We start from the raw sequence: 17,751 nt of genomic DNA, 5'->3' as shown, positions 1-17,751 counted from the left end.
TTAGTTGCTGCTGATTAACTGCAGCACAGGTTGTACCCGACGACCAAAATAAATTTGTATTGTGGTTTGCTGACCAGCCGCCAGACTAAGCTCAAAGGCTTGTGGATAAATACGGTTGCAGTCTGCCATCAAAGCCACTAAATGTTCCTGATTAAACATACGCTGACCGCCAGCGCCATTGGTCACAGTGATAATAGCAACACGCTCGCCGTTATCAGCGGCCAGCAAAGCATAGTTATCCAGGATCAGGTCACTGCGTCTGGGCACGATGTTTTTGTCACGCTGGCAATTAAGCTGCACATCTTTAAATGGCGAAGGTTCAAACCGCAGTACCTGATCTCTGTCCGGCTCATAGGCATGCACACTGGTACTCAGCAAGGCCAACAACAACCACTTATTCATCACTACCTCAAAAGATACAAAAGTTGCAAAAAAGTTACATTAGCTGATTTGTACACCTTTGCCAATCACTGGCGATACTTTTGAACGCTGTGTTCGCGCCCGTTAAATGTGTTGCATCCCTGACTGAGCGCAACTATTCGCTGCGCTGAAAGTCATCAACTAAGTTGCTGAGCTGATCCAGCTCTGTTACTTTTTGCCGTTTTTTTTGCTGCAAACGCAACATCATCAGCAGACAAAGTGGGCATACCACCAGACTGTAAAACAGCAGCAAGTCTGTGGGGATCTCTGCAAGTTTCCGCCACTCTAGCAGCCACAACAAACCGGAAAATAACATCAAGGCAACACAGGACAACTGGGTATAGAGGTAGTAACGCAGTGTGAGCTGACAGGCCCGGGCGCGAAATTGCACTAAACCACTGCTGCTCCAGTTGTCATAAGCCAGTATAGGTCTGTGCACTGTCCAGCCGATATAAGCTGTGCTAAGGGCCCCGAATGTGAGGAACACAGCAGCCAGATACCCCAGCCATCCCGGCATAGTAAAGGCTAACCAGCAAGCTGAGGTCAGCATCACTACTGCACTAAGCCATTCGCCGTACATCAGCCATTTTTGTTGGCGTTGACGCTTTGTGGCTTGTGCCAGATCCGTCTCGTTGGGCAACTGTTCGGTTGGGGTTTTCTGTTGTTGCCAGCTTTTTGTCAGGGCGGCAAAATCAAAGTTATCTGCCATTTTGCATGATCTCCATCAGTTCTGTTTTAGCGCGATTTAACCGCACCCGTACTGCCCCCTGGCTTAACTGCAGAATTTCTGCAATCTCAGGGGCATCCAAATCTTCCATCGCCAGCAAAATAACCTGGCGGTTGGCTGCGGATAAGCGCCGCACTGCCAGCATTAACTGCTGGCTTTGCTGTTGCTCATCAACTTCGGCCGAAGGACAATCCTGAACTAGCAGCTGTTGATGGTCTTCATCCAGCGGCTGCCATTGCTGGCGTTTTGCCCTGGCTATGTGATCCACAGTGACGTTGTGCACAATACGAAACAGGTAAGCGCGTGGCATTTCTGCACTCTGAATGCGCGCAGCCGATTGATGCAGCGCCAGAAAAATATCCTGCTTTAGATCCTGTCGTGCTGCCGGATCAGCCTCGGATGCCATCAGGGTACGGCTGATCGCGGCCTGATTTTGTTGCCATAGCTCCAGTAAAAACTGCTCAGGCGCTACAAGGCTGCTGGTGGATAGAGTCAAAAAAACCTCCCTGTTCAATATCTTATAGTTTTTATCAAAGTTATCACTCTGCTCTTAGTAAGTCTGCCCCTGTTGGCAAAGTGTTACAAAAATAAAAAAAAAAATTTTTGTAACAGCTTACAAAAACAGCACGACTTCTTAAGCAAACACAATAAGTTCACTTACCTTGGCTTTAAGGAGTCTTACTTTGAAAACAATGACTTTAAAAAAATCAGTCCTGTTTTGTCTGATGGCAAGCTGTTCTCTGTCACAGGCCGTTGCTGAAAAACCAGCTGCGCAGGCCGGGACAGTGTTGTACCACAATGCCACTTTATTAAATCCCGCTACAGAGCAGCAATTGAATGATGGTTGGTTGTTGGTCAAAGATGGTCGCATAGTGCAAATGGGCCAACAGCAACAAGGTGATGGCAGCTTACCTGCAGCGACTCAGCAGATTGATGTACAGGATCAGTATCTGTTGCCTGGCCTTATCGATGTGCATCTGCATCTGACCGCAGGGCCACACAGAGTTGAGATGCAGGATGGTAGACCGGTTATGACGCTAAAAGGTCATAGCGAACTGACCCGCTATCATGCACTCAGCACTCTGGCTACTGGTGTGACTACCGCTTTTAGCCCAGCAGGTGAACCAGAGGCTAACGCTGAATACGCCAAACAGCAGAGAGCTGGACACTGGCCTGGTCCAAAGTTGAGTTATGCCGGTTTTGTATTTGAACCTACTCCCATTTTAGGGGGATCTGTGCATCCAAAAGATGAAGCCGGCTGGCGAGCTGAAATCAACAGACAAAAGGCGCTGGGTGCGGAGTACATCAAACTCTATCAGGGCTTAACCAAAGAAGAAGTGGCAATGGGGATAGATTTGACCAAAGCAGCTGGATTGAAAACCATAGCGCATCTGGACGCTGTGAGCTGGCAATATGCCGCCGATCTGGGGATTGATGCCTTAACTCATGCTTTGCCTACCAGTGCAGAGCTATTAACCGGTGAGGGCAAAGCTGCTTATGTAGCCGAACGTAAAATTCCGCATAGCGCCCGCTTTGTTTATAGCTGGTTTAAGCATGTTGATTATGACAACGCACCTATGCAACAGCTCATCCACACTCTGGCCCGCCAACAAACCCGGATTGATCTGACGTTAGTCGCGAATGAACTGATGTACTTCGCCCGCGAGTTGGAAACCTTATACCCGGAACAGGAGATGTGGGTGTATCACCCACAAATGCGCAAGCGCTGGCGCGCGACATTGGCTGCCCCCAGTTATGACTGGTCAGCGGAGGAATTAGCTACAGCGCAGCAACAAATACCCAAGGTACAGCAACTGTTTAAGCGCCTGTATGACGCTGGTGTACCACTGGCAATTGGTACTGACAGCGTGGCCAGCGGGCCATTTTACCTGCGCGAATTGCAACTTAGCCAGGCTGCAGGCCTGACAAACTGGCAGGTTTTGCAACTGGCGACTAGCGGCGGCGCACATCATCTGGGCCTGACCGACCATGGTCAGCTCAAAACTGGTTATGTCGCCGATTTTATTGTGCTGAAAAGCAACCCACTGCACGATCTGAAAGCGCTAAATACGCTGCATACAGTGGTGCAGCAAGGCAAGGCCTGGTCAGTGGATGAACTGAAATCTCAGCTCGCATCCCTGTCTGGTATGAAACTTTAAGCGTGTAAAAAAACTGACCTGATGATCAACCCCAACGAGGACTATTTGATGGAAACTTTGAACTACTGCGTCTCAGCACTGACGACGGAGCTTCACTCCAGTGATGCTGAATTTATGGTGCTGTTTATCGTGTTATGGCTGGTGGCCTCTGTACTGCAAAACAAATTTGAAACCAATAACGAGGAGTAAGACATGGAAACTTTACAACAATTTTTAGCGGCTTTTACCGATGCCTGGCAACAAGCGGATCTGGTTTTTTTAGTGGTTTTTGGTCTGTTGTTTTTGGTGGTCTGGTTTTTACCAAGCCTGCTGGCTTTGGCATTTAACCGCCAACATGCAGCAAAAATTGCCTTACTCAACATTCCGGCAGGTTTTTCCTGGATAGCCTGGGTGGCGTTAGTGGTGTGGGCTGTAACTGGCAAGCTGGGCGATAAGCTGGCTGAAAAAGCCAGTTTAAAGCCAGTCGCCTGATATCCACAGCTTACAAAGCTACAGTATTCCCTTTATTTAACATCAGCAGCATCCGGCTATCCGGTTGCTGCTGTATATCTCATCACTCAGCTTTACAACTAAAGGTACAGCGTCGTATGTTAGGCATGAACTTTGAGCTTAGTTTTGTAAAGTTCGGCCATTTTTACCATTTCACTGCATTTCATCATTAAGGACAGATCATGAATATTCTGAAAGATAAAACAGCACTGATCGCCATCTCAGCCATAGCCGCTTTGTTACTGATGGGCTACGCCAACCTGCAGCAGGCCAACTCCAATAAACAGCTAAGCCTGCAGGTCGAAAAGTTAAGCACTCAGCTTGAACAACTCAACGGAAAATCGGCTGAGCTGCAGGAACAAGTTGATGATCTGGCACAGCAGTTAACAGCCAAACCACGGCAGTTGGTGGCGAACAGATAGTTTTATTGCGAAGAGGTGGTGTTCAGGGGCAAGTCGTAAGATTTGCCCCCGATGGCGGTTTTTTGTTATTGCAGCGCTCAATAGTGGCAGCTTTTTTTGTTATCAACTGCCATAAACAGACCCATCCTTTTTAATGTCAGCTAAGAGTCCAGCGCGGGCTTCGTTTAGTGTGGTCATTGCTGACAGCAGCGTAGCTTCATAACTGCCAACCTCTTGATCGACGGCGTAAAGCCGCTGTCCTTTGGTCAAAATTTGGTATTGCATTACTGTGGAGGCGGCACGAAAATCCAGTAAGTCCACTTCACAGTGCAGCAGCTCTGCGAGATCGCTACTGATATCCCATAAATCAATCACATCGGCATAACCTTGTACTAATACGGCTAAATCCAAATCGCTGTTTTTGTCTGCAGTGCCTTCGACCTGACTGCCAAAAGTATACACAGCCATCAGAGTGGGCAAGCGCTGTTGCAATAGTTTAACGATAAGAGGAAAGTTCAACATCATCACTTGTTTGCTGCATTTGTTCCCGCAATCATAGTAACTTTTAAACCCAGGTACGACAAACAAAGTTCAGTTTGACCAGAGACAGGTCTGAGCGGTGCCACACTTTCGGGAACAGGAGTGAGGTCAGTTGAAAACCTGAAATAGTCGACCTTTATCATGAAGGTGTTGGATGAGCTCTGAACATGCAGTTTTTAAGGAACAAAGTAAAAAACTCTACTGATTTTGCTCCTTATCTTTACAGGCAAAAACAACACACCTTCAGCCGGTCAGTTTGACTGAAGGTGTGTTGATTGCATCAGAAAATAAAGTCTATGCCTGCCGTAATAGCTCTGGCATCACCATGATAATTCCACTGTGAAGGGGCATAGCCCTGATCGGTGAAATGATCATACTGGAATTTGAACGCCACATTGCTATGAAAATCGTAGCGGAAACCAACACTCCACAGTTTATGTTCTTCCAAATCGTCTGTTGGTACTTTGGTTCTTTCGTGGTCTGCTTTGGAATAGGCAATAAAGGGCTGAATATTGTCCCAGTTATAGACTACTGAAAGCAGATAAGTAGGAAACTCGGTGCCGCGTGGATCATCATATTTAACATGGTTCCAGTCAAACAGCAGCGTAAAGGATGCCAGATTCACTGCACCTCCTATGCCCATAAAACGCTGGGAGAATGGAGCCGCATGTGTAATACTGCTGTCGTTAAAAAACTTAGTACGATCCCGGTCATTGGTAAAATACACCAGCCTGATATCAAAAAAGTCGCCTTCGATGACCCAGTTTACGCCGCTAATATTGGTCCAGAATTCGTCAACGCGATAGACATCGTTGCCATATAATACTTCGTAATACTGCATTTCTTTATTTTCTTCATCTCGCTCATCACCATGAAACGCAGTAACAGTATGGTTCAGGTCAGCGAGCTGAAAATTATAAGCGGCGTGAAAACCATTAAACTGGGTGATCTGCCACCAATATAAATTGGCTGGTGGCCGCATCCATGGATAGGCATAACCTACTTCGGAAAACTCTGAGTAGTAGTACATTGGAATATTGCGCCTGCCAGCCATAAAGGTCCAGTTTGCAGTGGGGCGATAGGTAACATAGTACCAGTCAAATTCAGGTTCAAAATCATCTACACCTTTAGCTACCAGCTGTGCGGTAACGCTGATTTCAGGGCTAATTGTATAGACACCTTGTACCGCCAGAATAGACTCAGCTTTAAAGGTAATATCGTTATTGTACTGGCCCACATCGTAAAAATCGGCCGTGAAAATCTCATCTCTTCGTTCACCCAGGTTAATAGGATCATCGACAGTGCCCAGGGTTTTACCTGCGATAATGGAACCATAACCACTGATCTTCACTTCTGCATTACTGGAAAATGTGCAGACCATGCCAACAAAAATGCAAATTAGTTTTACGTATTTCATTTGCTTGTTCCTTATTGAAAGGTTGCTACGACTTTAACGTTATCAGTCACGGCCGATGAATCAACGTAACCTACAGCGTCTTCATTGGCGGAAACTGTTGCAATAATCTCCTGATCAGTAGCAAGCTCTTTCGGAGGAGTGCCTTTACCTGTGAAAAGTAACTTTGACCAATAAGCATTTATCTGGGCGTCTGACCGTTCTATCACCAGTTTATTAAACTCTGCCCGTGTTGCTGCGCCTTTAGTTGCATTGATAGGCAAGGCTGCACGCCCGTTATTGAGATTATTTGTTTTGCCCATGTAAATGCGCTCGAGAGCACTTTTATCAAGAGCTGTGGTATTAGACGGATGCACAACAACGGCTATATCACCATAGGCACTTATGACTGTGAAGACGGAGACACAGGTGAGGACAACCCTTTGCAATATTCTGTATTTTAGAGCAGGCATATCTTATCCCTCGCATATTAAAAGTAGGCATGAAGTAAGTACTCTCTTCTTTTACACTATGACTATAGCTAAGAAAAATAAGAACGTTATGTTCCTTAAGGGAAAATAAATACTTGTTTTATATGGATTTTAAGCTAAGCATGGCGAGGGAGCGCTTTCATTTTGCAGCGTATTGATTCAAGAATTCACTAAATGTCCCCCATTTTGGGTTCTTTAATGTGCAACACAAAGCAGGTCTGGTTTTTATTGCTGGCTGCCTTCTCTTACTATTGGTAGTGCCAATCCCTGCTGTAACCAATCGAGCAGCAATCGTACTTTGACCGGTAAATGCCGGTTGAGTGGATACAAAGCCCTGATCCCTTCGTCAGAGGGCTGCTGCTCTGCTAACAAGGCCACTAAACGGCCATCCTCTAAATAAGGCTGTAAATAATAATCCGGCAGTTGGGTAATGCCTAAACCTTTAAGTACTGCATCTGTTAAAGCCACACCGCTATTGCAGCGTAAATAAGGCTGGGGTTTAAATTGCAGCTTTTGGCCTTGCTGTTCAAAGCGCCAGAAATCCACAGATCCCACTAAACAGCGGTGTTGATGCAGTTCGGCTACTGTTTCTGGTGTGCCAAATTTTTGTAAGTAGTCGGGGCTGGCGCATAAATACAAAGTGCGTTTGCCTAAGGCCTTGGCCTGTAAGCTGGAATCGGTAAGGGTTCCTAAGCGGATGGCGCAATCAAAACCACCTTGCACTAAATCCAGTTGATCGTTGGTCAGTTGTAAATCCAGCTGCACTTTGGGGTAACGTAATAAAAACTCGTGCAGCAAAGGCGCAATAAACTGCTCGCCATAATAGACAGGGGCGGTAATTTTGATCGCACCTGAAGGTTCATGCTGCAGGCTGGTCAAAAGCTGATTGGCTTGTTGCAGACCGTTGACCAAAGCCCGGCAATGTTGGTAATACAAAGTACCTTGCTCTGTTAAACGCACCTGGCGGGTGGTGCGAAGTACCAGTTTGCAGTTCAGCCGTTGCTCTAATTGCAGTACTGTGCGACTAACCTGAGCCACAGAAATTGCTAAGACTTTGGCCGCTTTAGAAAAACTGCCAAGTTCTGCTACCGCCACAAATTCGCTGATGCCTTGCCATTCTTTCATTTATGCAAAACTCATTTGTTATTTGCAGGGATTATCATCTAATAAGAAAAAATTACAATAAGCTATAGTAACTACTACTCTGGTTTGGAGAACAAGAATGAAAATGATCAAAACACGTGCTGCTGTAGCCTGGGGGCCGGGTCAAGCGTTAAAAATTGAAGACGTGGATTTAATGCCACCACAAAAAGGCGAAGTGCTGGTGCGTATTGTGGCGACAGGTGTGTGCCATACCGACGCTTATACCTTGTCGGGTCAGGATTCTGAAGGCAAATTCCCTTGTATTCTGGGCCATGAAGGTGGTGGTGTGGTTGAAGCTATAGGCGAGGGCGTCACCAGCGTGGCTGTGGGCGATCATGTGATCCCTTTATACACCCCTGAATGCGGTAAATGTAAATTCTGTTTATCTGGTAAAACTAACCTGTGTCAGGCCATTCGTGCCACCCAGGGCCAGGGTTTAATGCCGGATGGCACCACACGTTTTTCCAAAGATGGTCAGCCTATTTATCACTACATGGGTACTTCTACTTTTTCTGAATACACTGTACTGCCAGAAATTTCGTTAGCCAAAATCAATAAAGCTGCGCCTTTGGAAAAGGTCTGTTTATTAGGTTGTGGTGTCACCACTGGCATGGGCGCTGTAATGAATACCGCCAAAGTCAAAGAGGGCGATACTGTTGCTGTGTTTGGTTTAGGTGGCATAGGTTTATCCGCCATTATTGGTGCTGTGATGGCCAAAGCCAGCCGCATTATTGCCATCGATATCAACGAGTCTAAGTTTGATATAGCCCGTCAGTTGGGGGCGACTGATGTCATTAACCCAAAGGATTTCGACAAACCCATTCAGGATGTGATTGTTGAAATGACGGACGGTGGTGTGGATTTCTCTTTTGAATGTATTGGTAATGTCAACGTAATGCGTTCGGCTTTAGAGTGCTGTCATAAAGGCTGGGGCGAGTCGGTGATTATTGGTGTGGCGCCTGCCGGTGCTGAAATATCTACCCGACCATTTCAGTTGGTCACAGGCCGTGTATGGCGTGGTACTGCTTTTGGTGGTGTCAAAGGCCGCACTGAATTACCTGATTACGTAGAGCGTTATTTAAAAGGTGAGTTTGAACTCGATACTTTTATCACCCATACCATGCCACTGGAGCAAATCAACGAAGCTTTTGATTTGATGCATGAAGGCAAGTCAATTCGCACTGTAATACATTTCTAACCAGAGTAATTAGTCATTTATTAAAGCCCGGTTCGCCGGGCTTAGCACAAGGATAAAGCAATGACGTTAATTCAGTTGTCCGAACATAAGTTGTTTGCTGGCCGCCAGATTAAATATCAGCATCACTCAGACTCCGTTAAAGGTGTGATGCACTTTTCTGTTTATTTACCGCCAGCGGCCGAAAAACAAAAAGTGCCGGTATTGTATTGGTTATCTGGTTTAACCTGCACAGATGAAAACTTTTCGGTCAAAGCCGGAGCGCAGCGTGTTGCGGCTGAACTGGGCATCGCTTTAGTGATCCCGGATACCAGCCCCCGAGGTGAGCATGTGGCAGACGATGCCGCTTACGATTTAGGTCAGGGGGCAGGTTTTTATGTCAATGCAACTCAAGAGCCATGGGCAGCCCATTATCAGATGTACCACTACATCAGCAGTGAACTGCCTGCTTTGGTGGAAGCGCATTTACCTGTCAGCGCCGCTAAAGCTATCAGCGGTCATTCGATGGGCGGCCATGGTGCTTTGGTGATTGCTTTACGTGAAGCAGGGGCTTATCGCTCAGTGTCGGCTTTTTCACCTATTTGTCAGCCTTCAGAATGTGACTGGGGCAAAAAAGCCTTTACTGCTTATCTTGGCAAGGAGCAAAGCCAGTGGTTGCAGTACGACGCGAGTTTTTTACTGGCGCAAAAACAAAACAGTTTGCCAATGCTGATTGATCAGGGCGAGGCCGACCAGTTTTACCCTTCACAGCTTCGCACTGAATCTTTAATCGAAGCCAATCAGCGCAGCCAAAGCGGCGCGCAAATTCGTCTGCAAGCAGGTTATGATCACAGCTACTTTTTTATCAGCAGCTTTATAGAAGAACATCTGCGTTTTCATGCAAGGCACTTAAAAGGTTAGAGCGCGCAACACTGCTGTGATTTTCTGGTTGCCTGAACTTTGATGGCGCGGTTATACTTCTGCCCGCGCTTAGGGGAGTAATTTACAAAACCGCCAGGTTTTGTGTTGTTGTCAACATACTTGTACCTCACTGTACATGGCAACAACGTCCCGTTTGATCATCACTGATCAGGTACTAATGAGACCTAAGACAATGCACTAACCCCAGGCGGGAGTTGGTTTATTGTCTTATGTTTAGTTTTCCCGCCAGGTGCAGTTTATGTTTTTTGATGCCTTTGTTGCCTCCTTCGCTTCTGTTGCTGTTGCAGAGATCGGCGATAAAACTCAGCTTTTGTCTTTATTCCTCGCAGCCCGCTTTCGCTCCCGTGGCGCTATTATTGCCGGTATTTTGGTGGCAACCTTATTAAATCACGCCGCATCGGCCTGGTTTGGTGCCTGGGTGGCGCAGTTTATTCCAGAAGGCTGGCATGCCTGGTTGTTAGGCGGCTCTTTTATTGCCGTGGCGCTTTGGTTACTTATTCCGGATAAAGACGACAGCGAAGAAGTCAGCGTTTTAAAATACGGTGCTTTTTTTGCCAGCTGTATTTTATTTTTCCTGGCAGAAATTGGCGATAAAACTCAGGTGGCCACTGTGCTTTTAGCCGCTACTTACCCAGAAACCTGGCAGGTGATTTTTGGTACTACCATCGGCATGCTGGCAGCCAATGTGCCTGTGGTTTATGCAGGCAGCTGGCTGCTGGAACGTATTTCGTTAGACTGGGCGCGCCGTGTGGCCTGCGCCATCTTTATGCTGCTGGGTGTGCTGACTATTCTGATGTATTAGTTTAACTCTGCATGCTTTCACTGGATCGCCAGACTCAGTTTTTACCGAAAATCTGGCGATAACAGCGTGCTGAAACCTCAACCAGGCCTGATATTCTTTGTTGTTTAATTTGTGAACAACTCAACTCTGCCTTAATGTTAGTAATCCTTAACTTAAACAAGTATAATGCGCGGCCATTTTTGGCAGGCAAAACCGAGTGAAGCAACAGATGCAAATGAATCAGGTCCCTTTAAGAAAATCCGCAGCAGTGGACCGCATGTCGGCCGAGCGGGGATTATTTTCTTATCCTAAATACTGGGCTGAGTCCTTTGGTACTGCACCATTTTTGCCAATGAGCCGGGCCGAGATGAAACAACTGGGCTGGGACAGCTGCGATATTATTCTGGTGGTGGGCGACGCTTATGTCGATCACCCAAGTTTTGGTATGGCCGTTGTTGGCCGTATGCTGGAAAGTCAGGGCTTTCGTGTTGGTATGATTGCGCAGCCAGACTGGTCGTCCAAAGATGCCTTTATGACGCTTGGCAAACCCAATCTGTTTTTTGGCGTCTCTGCCGGCAATATGGATTCAATGATTAATCGCTACACAGCGGATAAAAAATTACGTCACGACGATGCTTACACACCCGGCAATGAAGGCGGCAAGCGACCTGACCGCGCTGTGCTGGTGTATTCGCAGCGCTGTAAAGAAGCCTACAAAGATGTGCCTGTGATCATAGGTGGTATTGAGGCCAGCCTGCGCCGTATCGCCCACTATGACTACTGGCAGGAAAAAGTTCGTCGCTCCATTATTTTTGATGCCAAAGCCGAGATGTTGATCTACGGCAACGCCGAGCGTCCGCTGGTCGAAGTAGCGCATCGTATTGCCAATGGCGAAGATATCAATACGTTGCACGATATTCGTGGCACTGCTGTGATCCGCAAAGAGCCTTTACCGGGCTGGCGTGGTGTCGATTCCACCGCTATTGATAAAGTCGGTAAAATTGACCCTGTGCCTAATCCTTATGGTGCAGATGACGTGGGTTGTGGCACTTTTTCTGAATTTGCTCAGCAAGGTATAGACCTAAGCAAAGCGCCTGAAGTCGAAGCTAAGCCGATACTGGTGCAGTCGCCACGCCAAAAGCCCTGGGAAAAAACTTATGTCAAACTGCCGGCTTTTGAGCAGGTCAGTGTGAATAAACCCTTGTATGCCCATGCTTCTCGTATTTTGCACCAGGAAACTAACCCAGGTTGTGCCCGCGCTATTTATCAGCGCCATGGCGACCGGCATTTATGGGTGAATCCTCCGGCTTTCCCGCTGACCACTGAAGAGATGGATGGCGTTTTTGGTTTGCCTTATCAACGTGTGCCGCATCCTGTGTATGGTAAAGCCAAAATTCCTGCCTATGAGATGATCAAAACTTCGGTCAATATTATGCGTGGCTGTTTTGGTGGCTGTTCATTCTGTTCTATTACAGAACACGAAGGCCGCGTGATCCAAAGCCGTTCGCAGGAATCGATTTTAAATGAAATTAAGCAAATTCGTGACAAAGTTCCGGGTTTTACCGGCGTGATCTCGGATTTAGGTGGCCCAACCGCCAATATGTATCGCTTACGTTGTAAAAATCCAAAAGCTGAGCAAACCTGTCGCCGGCCTTCTTGTGTTTATCCGACCATTTGTGAGCATATGGATACGGATCAAAGCCCGACTGTGGATTTATACCGTGCTGCCCGTAAAGTGGATGGTATTAAAAAGATTCTGGTGGCGTCCGGTGTTCGTTACGACTTAGCGGTTGAAGATCCAAACTACGTCAAAGAATTGGTGCAGCACCATGTAGGTGGTTATTTAAAAATAGCCCCTGAGCATACTGAAACTGGCCCATTGTCGAAGATGATGAAACCCGGTATGGGCGCCTATGACAAGTTTAAAGAAATGTTCGACCGCTTCAGCCGTGAAGCGGGTAAAGAGCAGTATTTGATCCCGTATTTTATTTCAGCCCATCCTGGCACTACGGATAAAGACATGGTGAATTTAGCGCTCTGGCTGAAAGAACGTGACTTTAAACTGGATCAGGTGCAGAACTTCTACCCAAGCCCTATGGCCAACGCGACTACCATCTATCACACAGAGATGAACTCGCTGAAAAATATCAAAGGTAATACCGAAGTGGTGCCTGTGCCTAAAGGTGAACGTCAGCGCCGCTTACATAAAGCTTTGCTGCGGTACCATGACCCGAAAGGCTGGCCTATGATCCGCGAAGCTTTAGTCAAAATGGGCTTAAAACACCTGATTGGCAGAAGCAAAGGTTGTCTGGTGCCGGAAGAAGGCAAAGAAGATCTATTCCTGCGTGGCACTAAAGTACCAGGTAAAAAACCAGGTCAGGTGGCCTTAACCCGTCACACTGGGGTAAATCCTGCGGCTAAGGCTGTTGAGAAAATAAAGCGCTCATCCGGCAAACCTTCTTTTAGCAAAAAAGCTAAGGGTTAATGCAATGTCGATACAGGCTGTACTTGAAACTCCTCGGTTAATCTTGCGCTCTTTTACGCTGGATGATGTCGATGCTATGTACCAGTTGATGACAGTGCCTGACGTGATCCGTTATGTCGGCAATAAACCAGCACAATCGAAACAAGACACTCTGGTTTATCTGCAACAGCATCCACTGCGGGATTATCAGGTTTATGGTTACGGCCGTTTTGCCTGTGTCTGGAAAGAAACGGGGCAGGTGATAGGTTTTAGTGGCATTAAGTACCTTGAAGAAATTCAGGAAACTGAGCTTGGTTATCGTTTTTTACCAGAATTCTGGGGCAAAGGTTTAGCGACAGAAGCAGGTTCAGCCGTGATTGAGTTTGCCCAGGCTTTAGGCCTGAGCCGCTTAGTGGCAGTGATCCATCCGGATAATGACGGTTCTAAACAGGTTGCGACCAAACTAGGTTTTAGTCTGGAAGGTAAAACACAATTGTCTTTGCTTGACGATATGGAACCCTTGCTGTTTTCCCGCGCCATTTAAACAAGCCGCTTTAGTACTGATTCAGGCTCTGTTAAACTTTGCCGCCTTTTGATTGGAGTTTGTATGGCGTTAAAGTTTCAGCTCAATTTACAATCCGCCTTAGCACAGACGCTGATCTGCCTGCTGTTGGCTGGTGCTGCTATTTGTGCTTATCAGGCCAAACCCTGGTTGGCATTTGTGCTGTTGCCTGAACCTATGACTCAATCTCAATTAAATCAAGCCAATGACTTTGAAGCAAAAAATCCTGAAGCGTCTGTGGTGCTGCACGCTTATTTAGGCGTCCGTGCTTTCATCGCCAGGGAAAAAGTTTTGTTGGAACACCATGCAAGCTGGGACGAGCAGGACAGGGATGAAGGCTGGGCAGATGCGACTGAATACCTGTTAGCCCATTTAGCTGTCACCACCACCAATAACCAGTTGCGTATTTTGGCCAGTGAATGCCGTAATACCTTGTGTCAGGTTAAATTGATGGCACCTGCACCTTTGACGAAAGAATTCACCGCTAAAATTCTGGATTACGCCAAAGTATTAAAAGCGGGTGAGCTGGAATATGCTGATCTGGAAACCTTACCCGGTGCTGTGTTATTAAAACTCAAAGCCAATAAGCGCTACAAGTTTGACGAAGCGACTAGCAAAGATTTATGGCCAGACGAGAGAACGCAATGGGAACAGGAGCTGAAAGCATGGTACAAAAAATAAAGTATCCGGCAGTTTTTCTGCTGGTGTATCTGCTTTGTGCTTTGATTGATTTTGGTACTACTTATTACCGTCAGGCAAAAATTCCGGCGACAGAGCACAGCAGTGCTGAACTGTCTGAAGCTATGCAGCAGTTGATGCAGCAGCACCATCTGACCGGGGCTGAATTGTCGCAGGCAATTAATGATCTGCAACAGCAGAAGAAGCGTTACCTCGAATAAAACCGCTGCTTTTTACTCCATATGCCTCGCTACAGAGCAGCGCTGAACAAGGCTTCATTTATTCAGCGCTGTCTGCAGTGTCATCCTGATAAACTACGACTTTATTGCGCCCGGTTTTTTTGCCCTGATACAAGGCTATATCCGCGGCCGATTGCCAGCGGACAAGGTCCAGTTGCAAATTGTCTAACTGAGCCACACCAAAAGTCGCCGTCACTAAAATTTGGTGTTCGTCATAGACTATATCCATCAGCATCAGGCATTGGCGTAGCTCTTCGCACACCACCAAAGCACCCTGCACTGAAGTGTCAGGTAACAACAAAATAAACTCTTCGCCGCCCCAGCGCGCCAGCACATCTTGCTGACGCAGACGCTGGTTTAAACTTTGGGCTACTTTTGCCAGCACTACGTCACCAGCATCATGACCATAGCTATCATTAATGGCTTTAAAGTGGTCTATATCCAGCAACACCAGGGTAAAAGACGACTTTTGCCGTATCGCCTGACGTTGCAATAATTCAAACTGTTCAGAAAACGCCAGCCGGTTAGGTAGTTTGGTCAGAAAGTCAGTGCGTGCTTGTTGGTTCAGCGCCAGGTTCGCCTGTTCCAGATCCGCAGTACGCTGGCGTACAAGCTCGTTAAGTTTAGAATTTTGTTGATGCAGATTGCGGGTGCGGCCTTGCCACATCAGCCAGAGCGATAACAATCCAACCAGACAAACAAATAACCAGAGTCTTTTGTCTTGCCACAATGGCGCAGGGATCACAAAGTGCAGTCTGGCCGTGCTGTGTTCTGAATGCTCCAGACTATTTCTGACTTCAAAACTGTAATGACCAGGTGGTAGTCTGTTGAAGCTGACCTGATGCTGGTGGCCTATGTAATGCCACTCGCGGTCTGAGCCTGAGAATCTGTACTGATACTGATGACCATCGGTAAAAAAATACTCCAGAAAGCTGAAGTAAATGCTGATTTCTTTGGTCTGAGCCGGGACTTCCAGCGGATCTTGTGCTGTGCTTTGCGGGTCCAGCCACTGTTTTTGATCGGCTTTGAGTTTGCTGATCACCATATTGGCGTTAAATTTGTAATCCTGCATCAGACGTGGAGTAAATTGATACAAACCCGCAGCAGTCCCTAACCAAAATTGACCTGAAGTGGTGCGGTTCAGCGCTCTGGTTTCCAGTAATAACGCATTGATATTGGCTTTTTCAGCAAAAAGCCTGAAGGTTTTACTGGTTAAATTCAGTTCAGCCAGACCTCTTTTGGTACTGACCCAGACTGAACCAGGCTCCTGCGCATTGATGGCAACCACTCTGTTGTCCGGCAGTCCTTGATCCACCTGATAAAGTTCACTGTGGTTTTGTTTTACATCCATAAAAAACAAACCCTGATTGGTACAGACCCATAACTGATGTTCATTCACCTTATCCAGGCAAAGCAGGACGTCTGTTGGCAGTTGTATCAGGCTATCGGTTCCGCTATGGTAACGGCTGATTAGCCCTGTGTCGCGTTCTAATCTATACAAACCACTGAAGCGGCTGACCATCCAGATGCTGTCCGAGGTATCGCTGATAATGCTGATCACTGCGTCACCGGGTTGCGAGGTGATACTGTAATGTTCAAGCTGTCCTTGTGGGTTTTGTTGTGGCCACTTCACCAGGCCTTTTTCCCATATGCCAAGCCATAACGAACCATCAGCGTCCGCTGCCACAGAAGTGATCCCAGCCAATTGTCTGATGGCGTCAGGTAAGCTTTGTTGGCTGAACTCCTGGTCCGGTGCAGCAGATACAAACAACCCCAGATCTGTGCCGACCCAGTACTGCCCATAATGATCCCGGGTTACAGCCTGAATTTGATTGTGGGGGCGACGGGTGGGTAAACGGTGTGTGTGCCAGCGTTGTTGCCTGAGATCGTAACTGACCAGATCATGATCCACCCCCAGCCATATCCTGTCATCGATAATGGTTTGACTGTAAATACGTCTTAAGGTTTTTTCTGCCATACCGGGTTTCAGGGGCAGCGGTACTGCTTTGAAATTTTCAGGCAAAGGGTTCATTTTAAAGACCCCCCTGTTGCGGCTGGCTACCCAAATGACCCCGGTCTGGTCTTTAAAAAACTTACGGATGTCTGCAGTTTGCAAAAAATGTTCCGGAGTTTGAGGTTGCGTCAATCCGGTGTTTATTTTGTACAAACCAGCACCGCTGCCGACCCAGAGCTGACCCGGTTCTGGTTGAAACAGGGTACTGATCACGCCAAATTCTGCCGGGTAACGTGAGGAGGCTTGCCCAAGCTCAAAACTAAAGAAAAATAAGCCTAGCTGAGTACCAAGCCAAAGCCCTTGCTCCACCAGCAGCAGGGTGCGGATCTCTGCAGGGTTCCGATTGGCATCTTCGTCTGAGAGTGTAGGCAGCGCTTTGTGCTCTACCTGTTGTAAATCATCTGACAAACTGTACAAACCTTTTGAGGTGGCCAGCCAAAGGGTTCCATCGTCAGATTGCGTAACTTGCCAGACCCTTAACTCAGGCAAGAGTTGAACCCGATGCAGCCTGGAGGGGTCTGCCGCATCAACATAACGCAGCCCTTCCACTGTGCCTATCCATATTCGTTGTTGCTTGTCTTCAAAAAAACTCTGAGCTCTGTCTGAGGGCAGTTGTTGGGCTGGACTGGCTTTAGTGTGATAACGCATGCTGATACTGAGTTGCTGATCCAACAAGGTCACACCCTGGCCCCAGGTGCTGACCCAAAGTCGCTGCTGGCTGTCTACAAATAATTGGTTGACATTGGCCATAGCGGACTGAAGTTCTGTCTCTGTCAGAATGTTCCTGCGGCTTAGCTCATAGCCATCAAAACGTTGCAGACCATCCAGTTCACTTGCAAACCAGATATAACCTTTCTGATCTTGTTTGATGTCGTAACTGATTAAAGGGGCGTCAGCATGTTGTTGCGCCAAAGATGAAAATTGCATGGAGGCGAATAAAGAGCAGGGAAGCAGCATCAGCAAAGCAGACAATAAATACCAAATCAGAGTTGGATGCATAGTAGGAAAAGCCTCGGGAAAACAAAGAAATGGGCTTAAATGCCAATGCCTTTCCAAAGCCTAGCAGTCAAAATTACAGAAGCAAAGTCAGGAGGGTAATTTGTTAAAAGAAAAACCGGCCACAGCCGGTTTTAT

The 17,751-nt window shown here is 47.1% G+C and carries 19 protein-coding genes; 11 read left to right on the top strand and 8 right to left on the bottom strand.

All coding sequences use genetic code 11. The features are described 5' to 3' along the window. The 3 genes from J2W69_RS11150 to J2W69_RS11140 form a co-directional block, all read right to left on the bottom strand. Window positions 1-402, bottom strand: a complete 402-nt coding sequence (locus J2W69_RS11150; protein ID WP_310278221.1) for a hypothetical protein — start codon at window positions 400-402, stop codon at window positions 1-3. Between the two features lie 133 nt (window positions 403-535). After that, window positions 536-1,129, bottom strand: a complete 594-nt coding sequence (locus J2W69_RS11145) for a hypothetical protein (RefSeq protein ID WP_310278218.1) — start codon at window positions 1,127-1,129, stop codon at window positions 536-538. Beyond that, a complete protein-coding gene (locus J2W69_RS11140) occupies window positions 1,119-1,643 on the bottom strand; it encodes an RNA polymerase sigma factor (protein ID WP_310278214.1) in 525 nt (174 codons plus the stop codon). Before J2W69_RS11140 ends, J2W69_RS11145 begins: the two co-directional genes overlap by 11 nt. A gap of 196 nt (window positions 1,644-1,839) precedes the next feature. On the opposite strand from J2W69_RS11140, the gene J2W69_RS11135 reads away from it, so the two are divergent. The 4 genes from J2W69_RS11135 to J2W69_RS11120 all read left to right on the top strand — a co-directional run bounded on the left by J2W69_RS11135 (window position 1,840) and on the right by J2W69_RS11120 (window position 4,217). Next, window positions 1,840-3,306, top strand: coding sequence for an amidohydrolase family protein (locus J2W69_RS11135; RefSeq protein ID WP_310278429.1), 1,467 nt, complete (start codon window positions 1,840-1,842; stop codon window positions 3,304-3,306). A 48-nt stretch (window positions 3,307-3,354) separates the two neighbouring features. Further along, window positions 3,355-3,495: a hypothetical protein gene (locus J2W69_RS11130; protein WP_310278211.1), complete on the top strand. Its 141-nt coding sequence runs from the start codon at window positions 3,355-3,357 to the stop codon at window positions 3,493-3,495. Window positions 3,496-3,498: 3 nt separating this feature from the next. Next, window positions 3,499-3,777 carry a superinfection immunity protein gene (locus J2W69_RS11125; protein WP_310278208.1) on the top strand — a complete coding sequence of 93 codons (279 nt, stop codon included), beginning with the start codon at window positions 3,499-3,501 and terminating at the stop codon, window positions 3,775-3,777. Window positions 3,778-3,977: 200 nt separating this feature from the next. Next, window positions 3,978-4,217 carry a hypothetical protein gene (locus J2W69_RS11120; protein WP_310278206.1) on the top strand — a complete coding sequence of 80 codons (240 nt, stop codon included), beginning with the start codon at window positions 3,978-3,980 and terminating at the stop codon, window positions 4,215-4,217. Window positions 4,218-4,319: 102 nt separating this feature from the next. Here the strand turns inward: J2W69_RS11120 and mntA are convergent, their stop codons facing one another. The 4 genes from mntA to J2W69_RS11100 form a co-directional block, all read right to left on the bottom strand. Then, the gene (gene mntA / locus J2W69_RS11115) at window positions 4,320-4,721 is read right to left on the bottom strand and encodes a type VII toxin-antitoxin system MntA family adenylyltransferase antitoxin (protein WP_310278204.1); all 402 of its coding nucleotides are present in this window, start codon (window positions 4,719-4,721) and stop codon (window positions 4,320-4,322) included. Window positions 4,722-5,016: 295 nt separating this feature from the next. Then, window positions 5,017-6,153, bottom strand: a complete 1,137-nt coding sequence (locus tag J2W69_RS11110) for a porin (RefSeq protein WP_310278201.1) — start codon at window positions 6,151-6,153, stop codon at window positions 5,017-5,019. Window positions 6,154-6,164: 11 nt separating this feature from the next. Then, complete coding sequence (locus J2W69_RS11105; RefSeq protein ID WP_310278198.1) at window positions 6,165-6,602, bottom strand: substrate-binding domain-containing protein; 438 nt, start codon at window positions 6,600-6,602, stop codon at window positions 6,165-6,167. 243 nt (window positions 6,603-6,845) lie between these two features. Next, a complete protein-coding gene (locus J2W69_RS11100; RefSeq protein ID WP_310278195.1) occupies window positions 6,846-7,745 on the bottom strand; it encodes a LysR substrate-binding domain-containing protein in 900 nt (299 codons plus the stop codon). Window positions 7,746-7,851: 106 nt separating this feature from the next. On the opposite strand from J2W69_RS11100, the gene J2W69_RS11095 reads away from it, so the two are divergent. The 7 genes from J2W69_RS11095 (at window position 7,852) to J2W69_RS11065 (ending at window position 14,585) form a co-directional block, all read left to right on the top strand. Next, complete coding sequence (locus tag J2W69_RS11095; RefSeq protein ID WP_473091926.1) at window positions 7,852-8,961, top strand: S-(hydroxymethyl)glutathione dehydrogenase/class III alcohol dehydrogenase; 1,110 nt, start codon at window positions 7,852-7,854, stop codon at window positions 8,959-8,961. Between the two features lie 60 nt (window positions 8,962-9,021). Further along, complete coding sequence (gene fghA / locus J2W69_RS11090; RefSeq protein WP_310278191.1) at window positions 9,022-9,858, top strand: S-formylglutathione hydrolase; 837 nt, start codon at window positions 9,022-9,024, stop codon at window positions 9,856-9,858. A 259-nt stretch (window positions 9,859-10,117) separates the two neighbouring features. Beyond that, a complete protein-coding gene (locus J2W69_RS11085; protein ID WP_310278188.1) occupies window positions 10,118-10,681 on the top strand; it encodes a TMEM165/GDT1 family protein in 564 nt (187 codons plus the stop codon). Between the two features lie 256 nt (window positions 10,682-10,937). Next, complete coding sequence (locus J2W69_RS11080) at window positions 10,938-13,145, top strand: YgiQ family radical SAM protein (RefSeq protein WP_310278426.1); 2,208 nt, start codon at window positions 10,938-10,940, stop codon at window positions 13,143-13,145. A gap of 4 nt (window positions 13,146-13,149) precedes the next feature. Further along, a complete protein-coding gene (locus tag J2W69_RS11075) occupies window positions 13,150-13,668 on the top strand; it encodes a GNAT family N-acetyltransferase (protein WP_310278187.1) in 519 nt (172 codons plus the stop codon). A gap of 63 nt (window positions 13,669-13,731) precedes the next feature. After that, entirely contained in the window at window positions 13,732-14,367 is a 636-nt protein-coding gene (locus J2W69_RS11070; RefSeq protein WP_310278184.1) for a hypothetical protein, read from the top strand. After that, the gene (locus J2W69_RS11065; protein WP_310278182.1) at window positions 14,352-14,585 is read left to right on the top strand and encodes a hypothetical protein; all 234 of its coding nucleotides are present in this window, start codon (window positions 14,352-14,354) and stop codon (window positions 14,583-14,585) included. The genes J2W69_RS11070 and J2W69_RS11065 overlap by 16 nt, the downstream gene beginning before the upstream one ends. Window positions 14,586-14,643: 58 nt before the next feature. Here the strand turns inward: J2W69_RS11065 and J2W69_RS11060 are convergent, their stop codons facing one another. Then, complete coding sequence (locus J2W69_RS11060; protein WP_310278180.1) at window positions 14,644-17,616, bottom strand: ligand-binding sensor domain-containing diguanylate cyclase; 2,973 nt, start codon at window positions 17,614-17,616, stop codon at window positions 14,644-14,646. Window positions 17,617-17,751 lie beyond the last annotated feature (135 nt).

Source organism: Rheinheimera soli (assembly GCF_031457405.1).
In the GTDB taxonomy this organism is placed as follows: Bacteria; Pseudomonadota; Gammaproteobacteria; order Enterobacterales; family Alteromonadaceae; genus Pararheinheimera; species Pararheinheimera soli_A.
The sequence above is the reverse complement of the archived record's forward strand: the minus strand, read 5'-3'. Positions and strand labels throughout refer to the sequence as shown.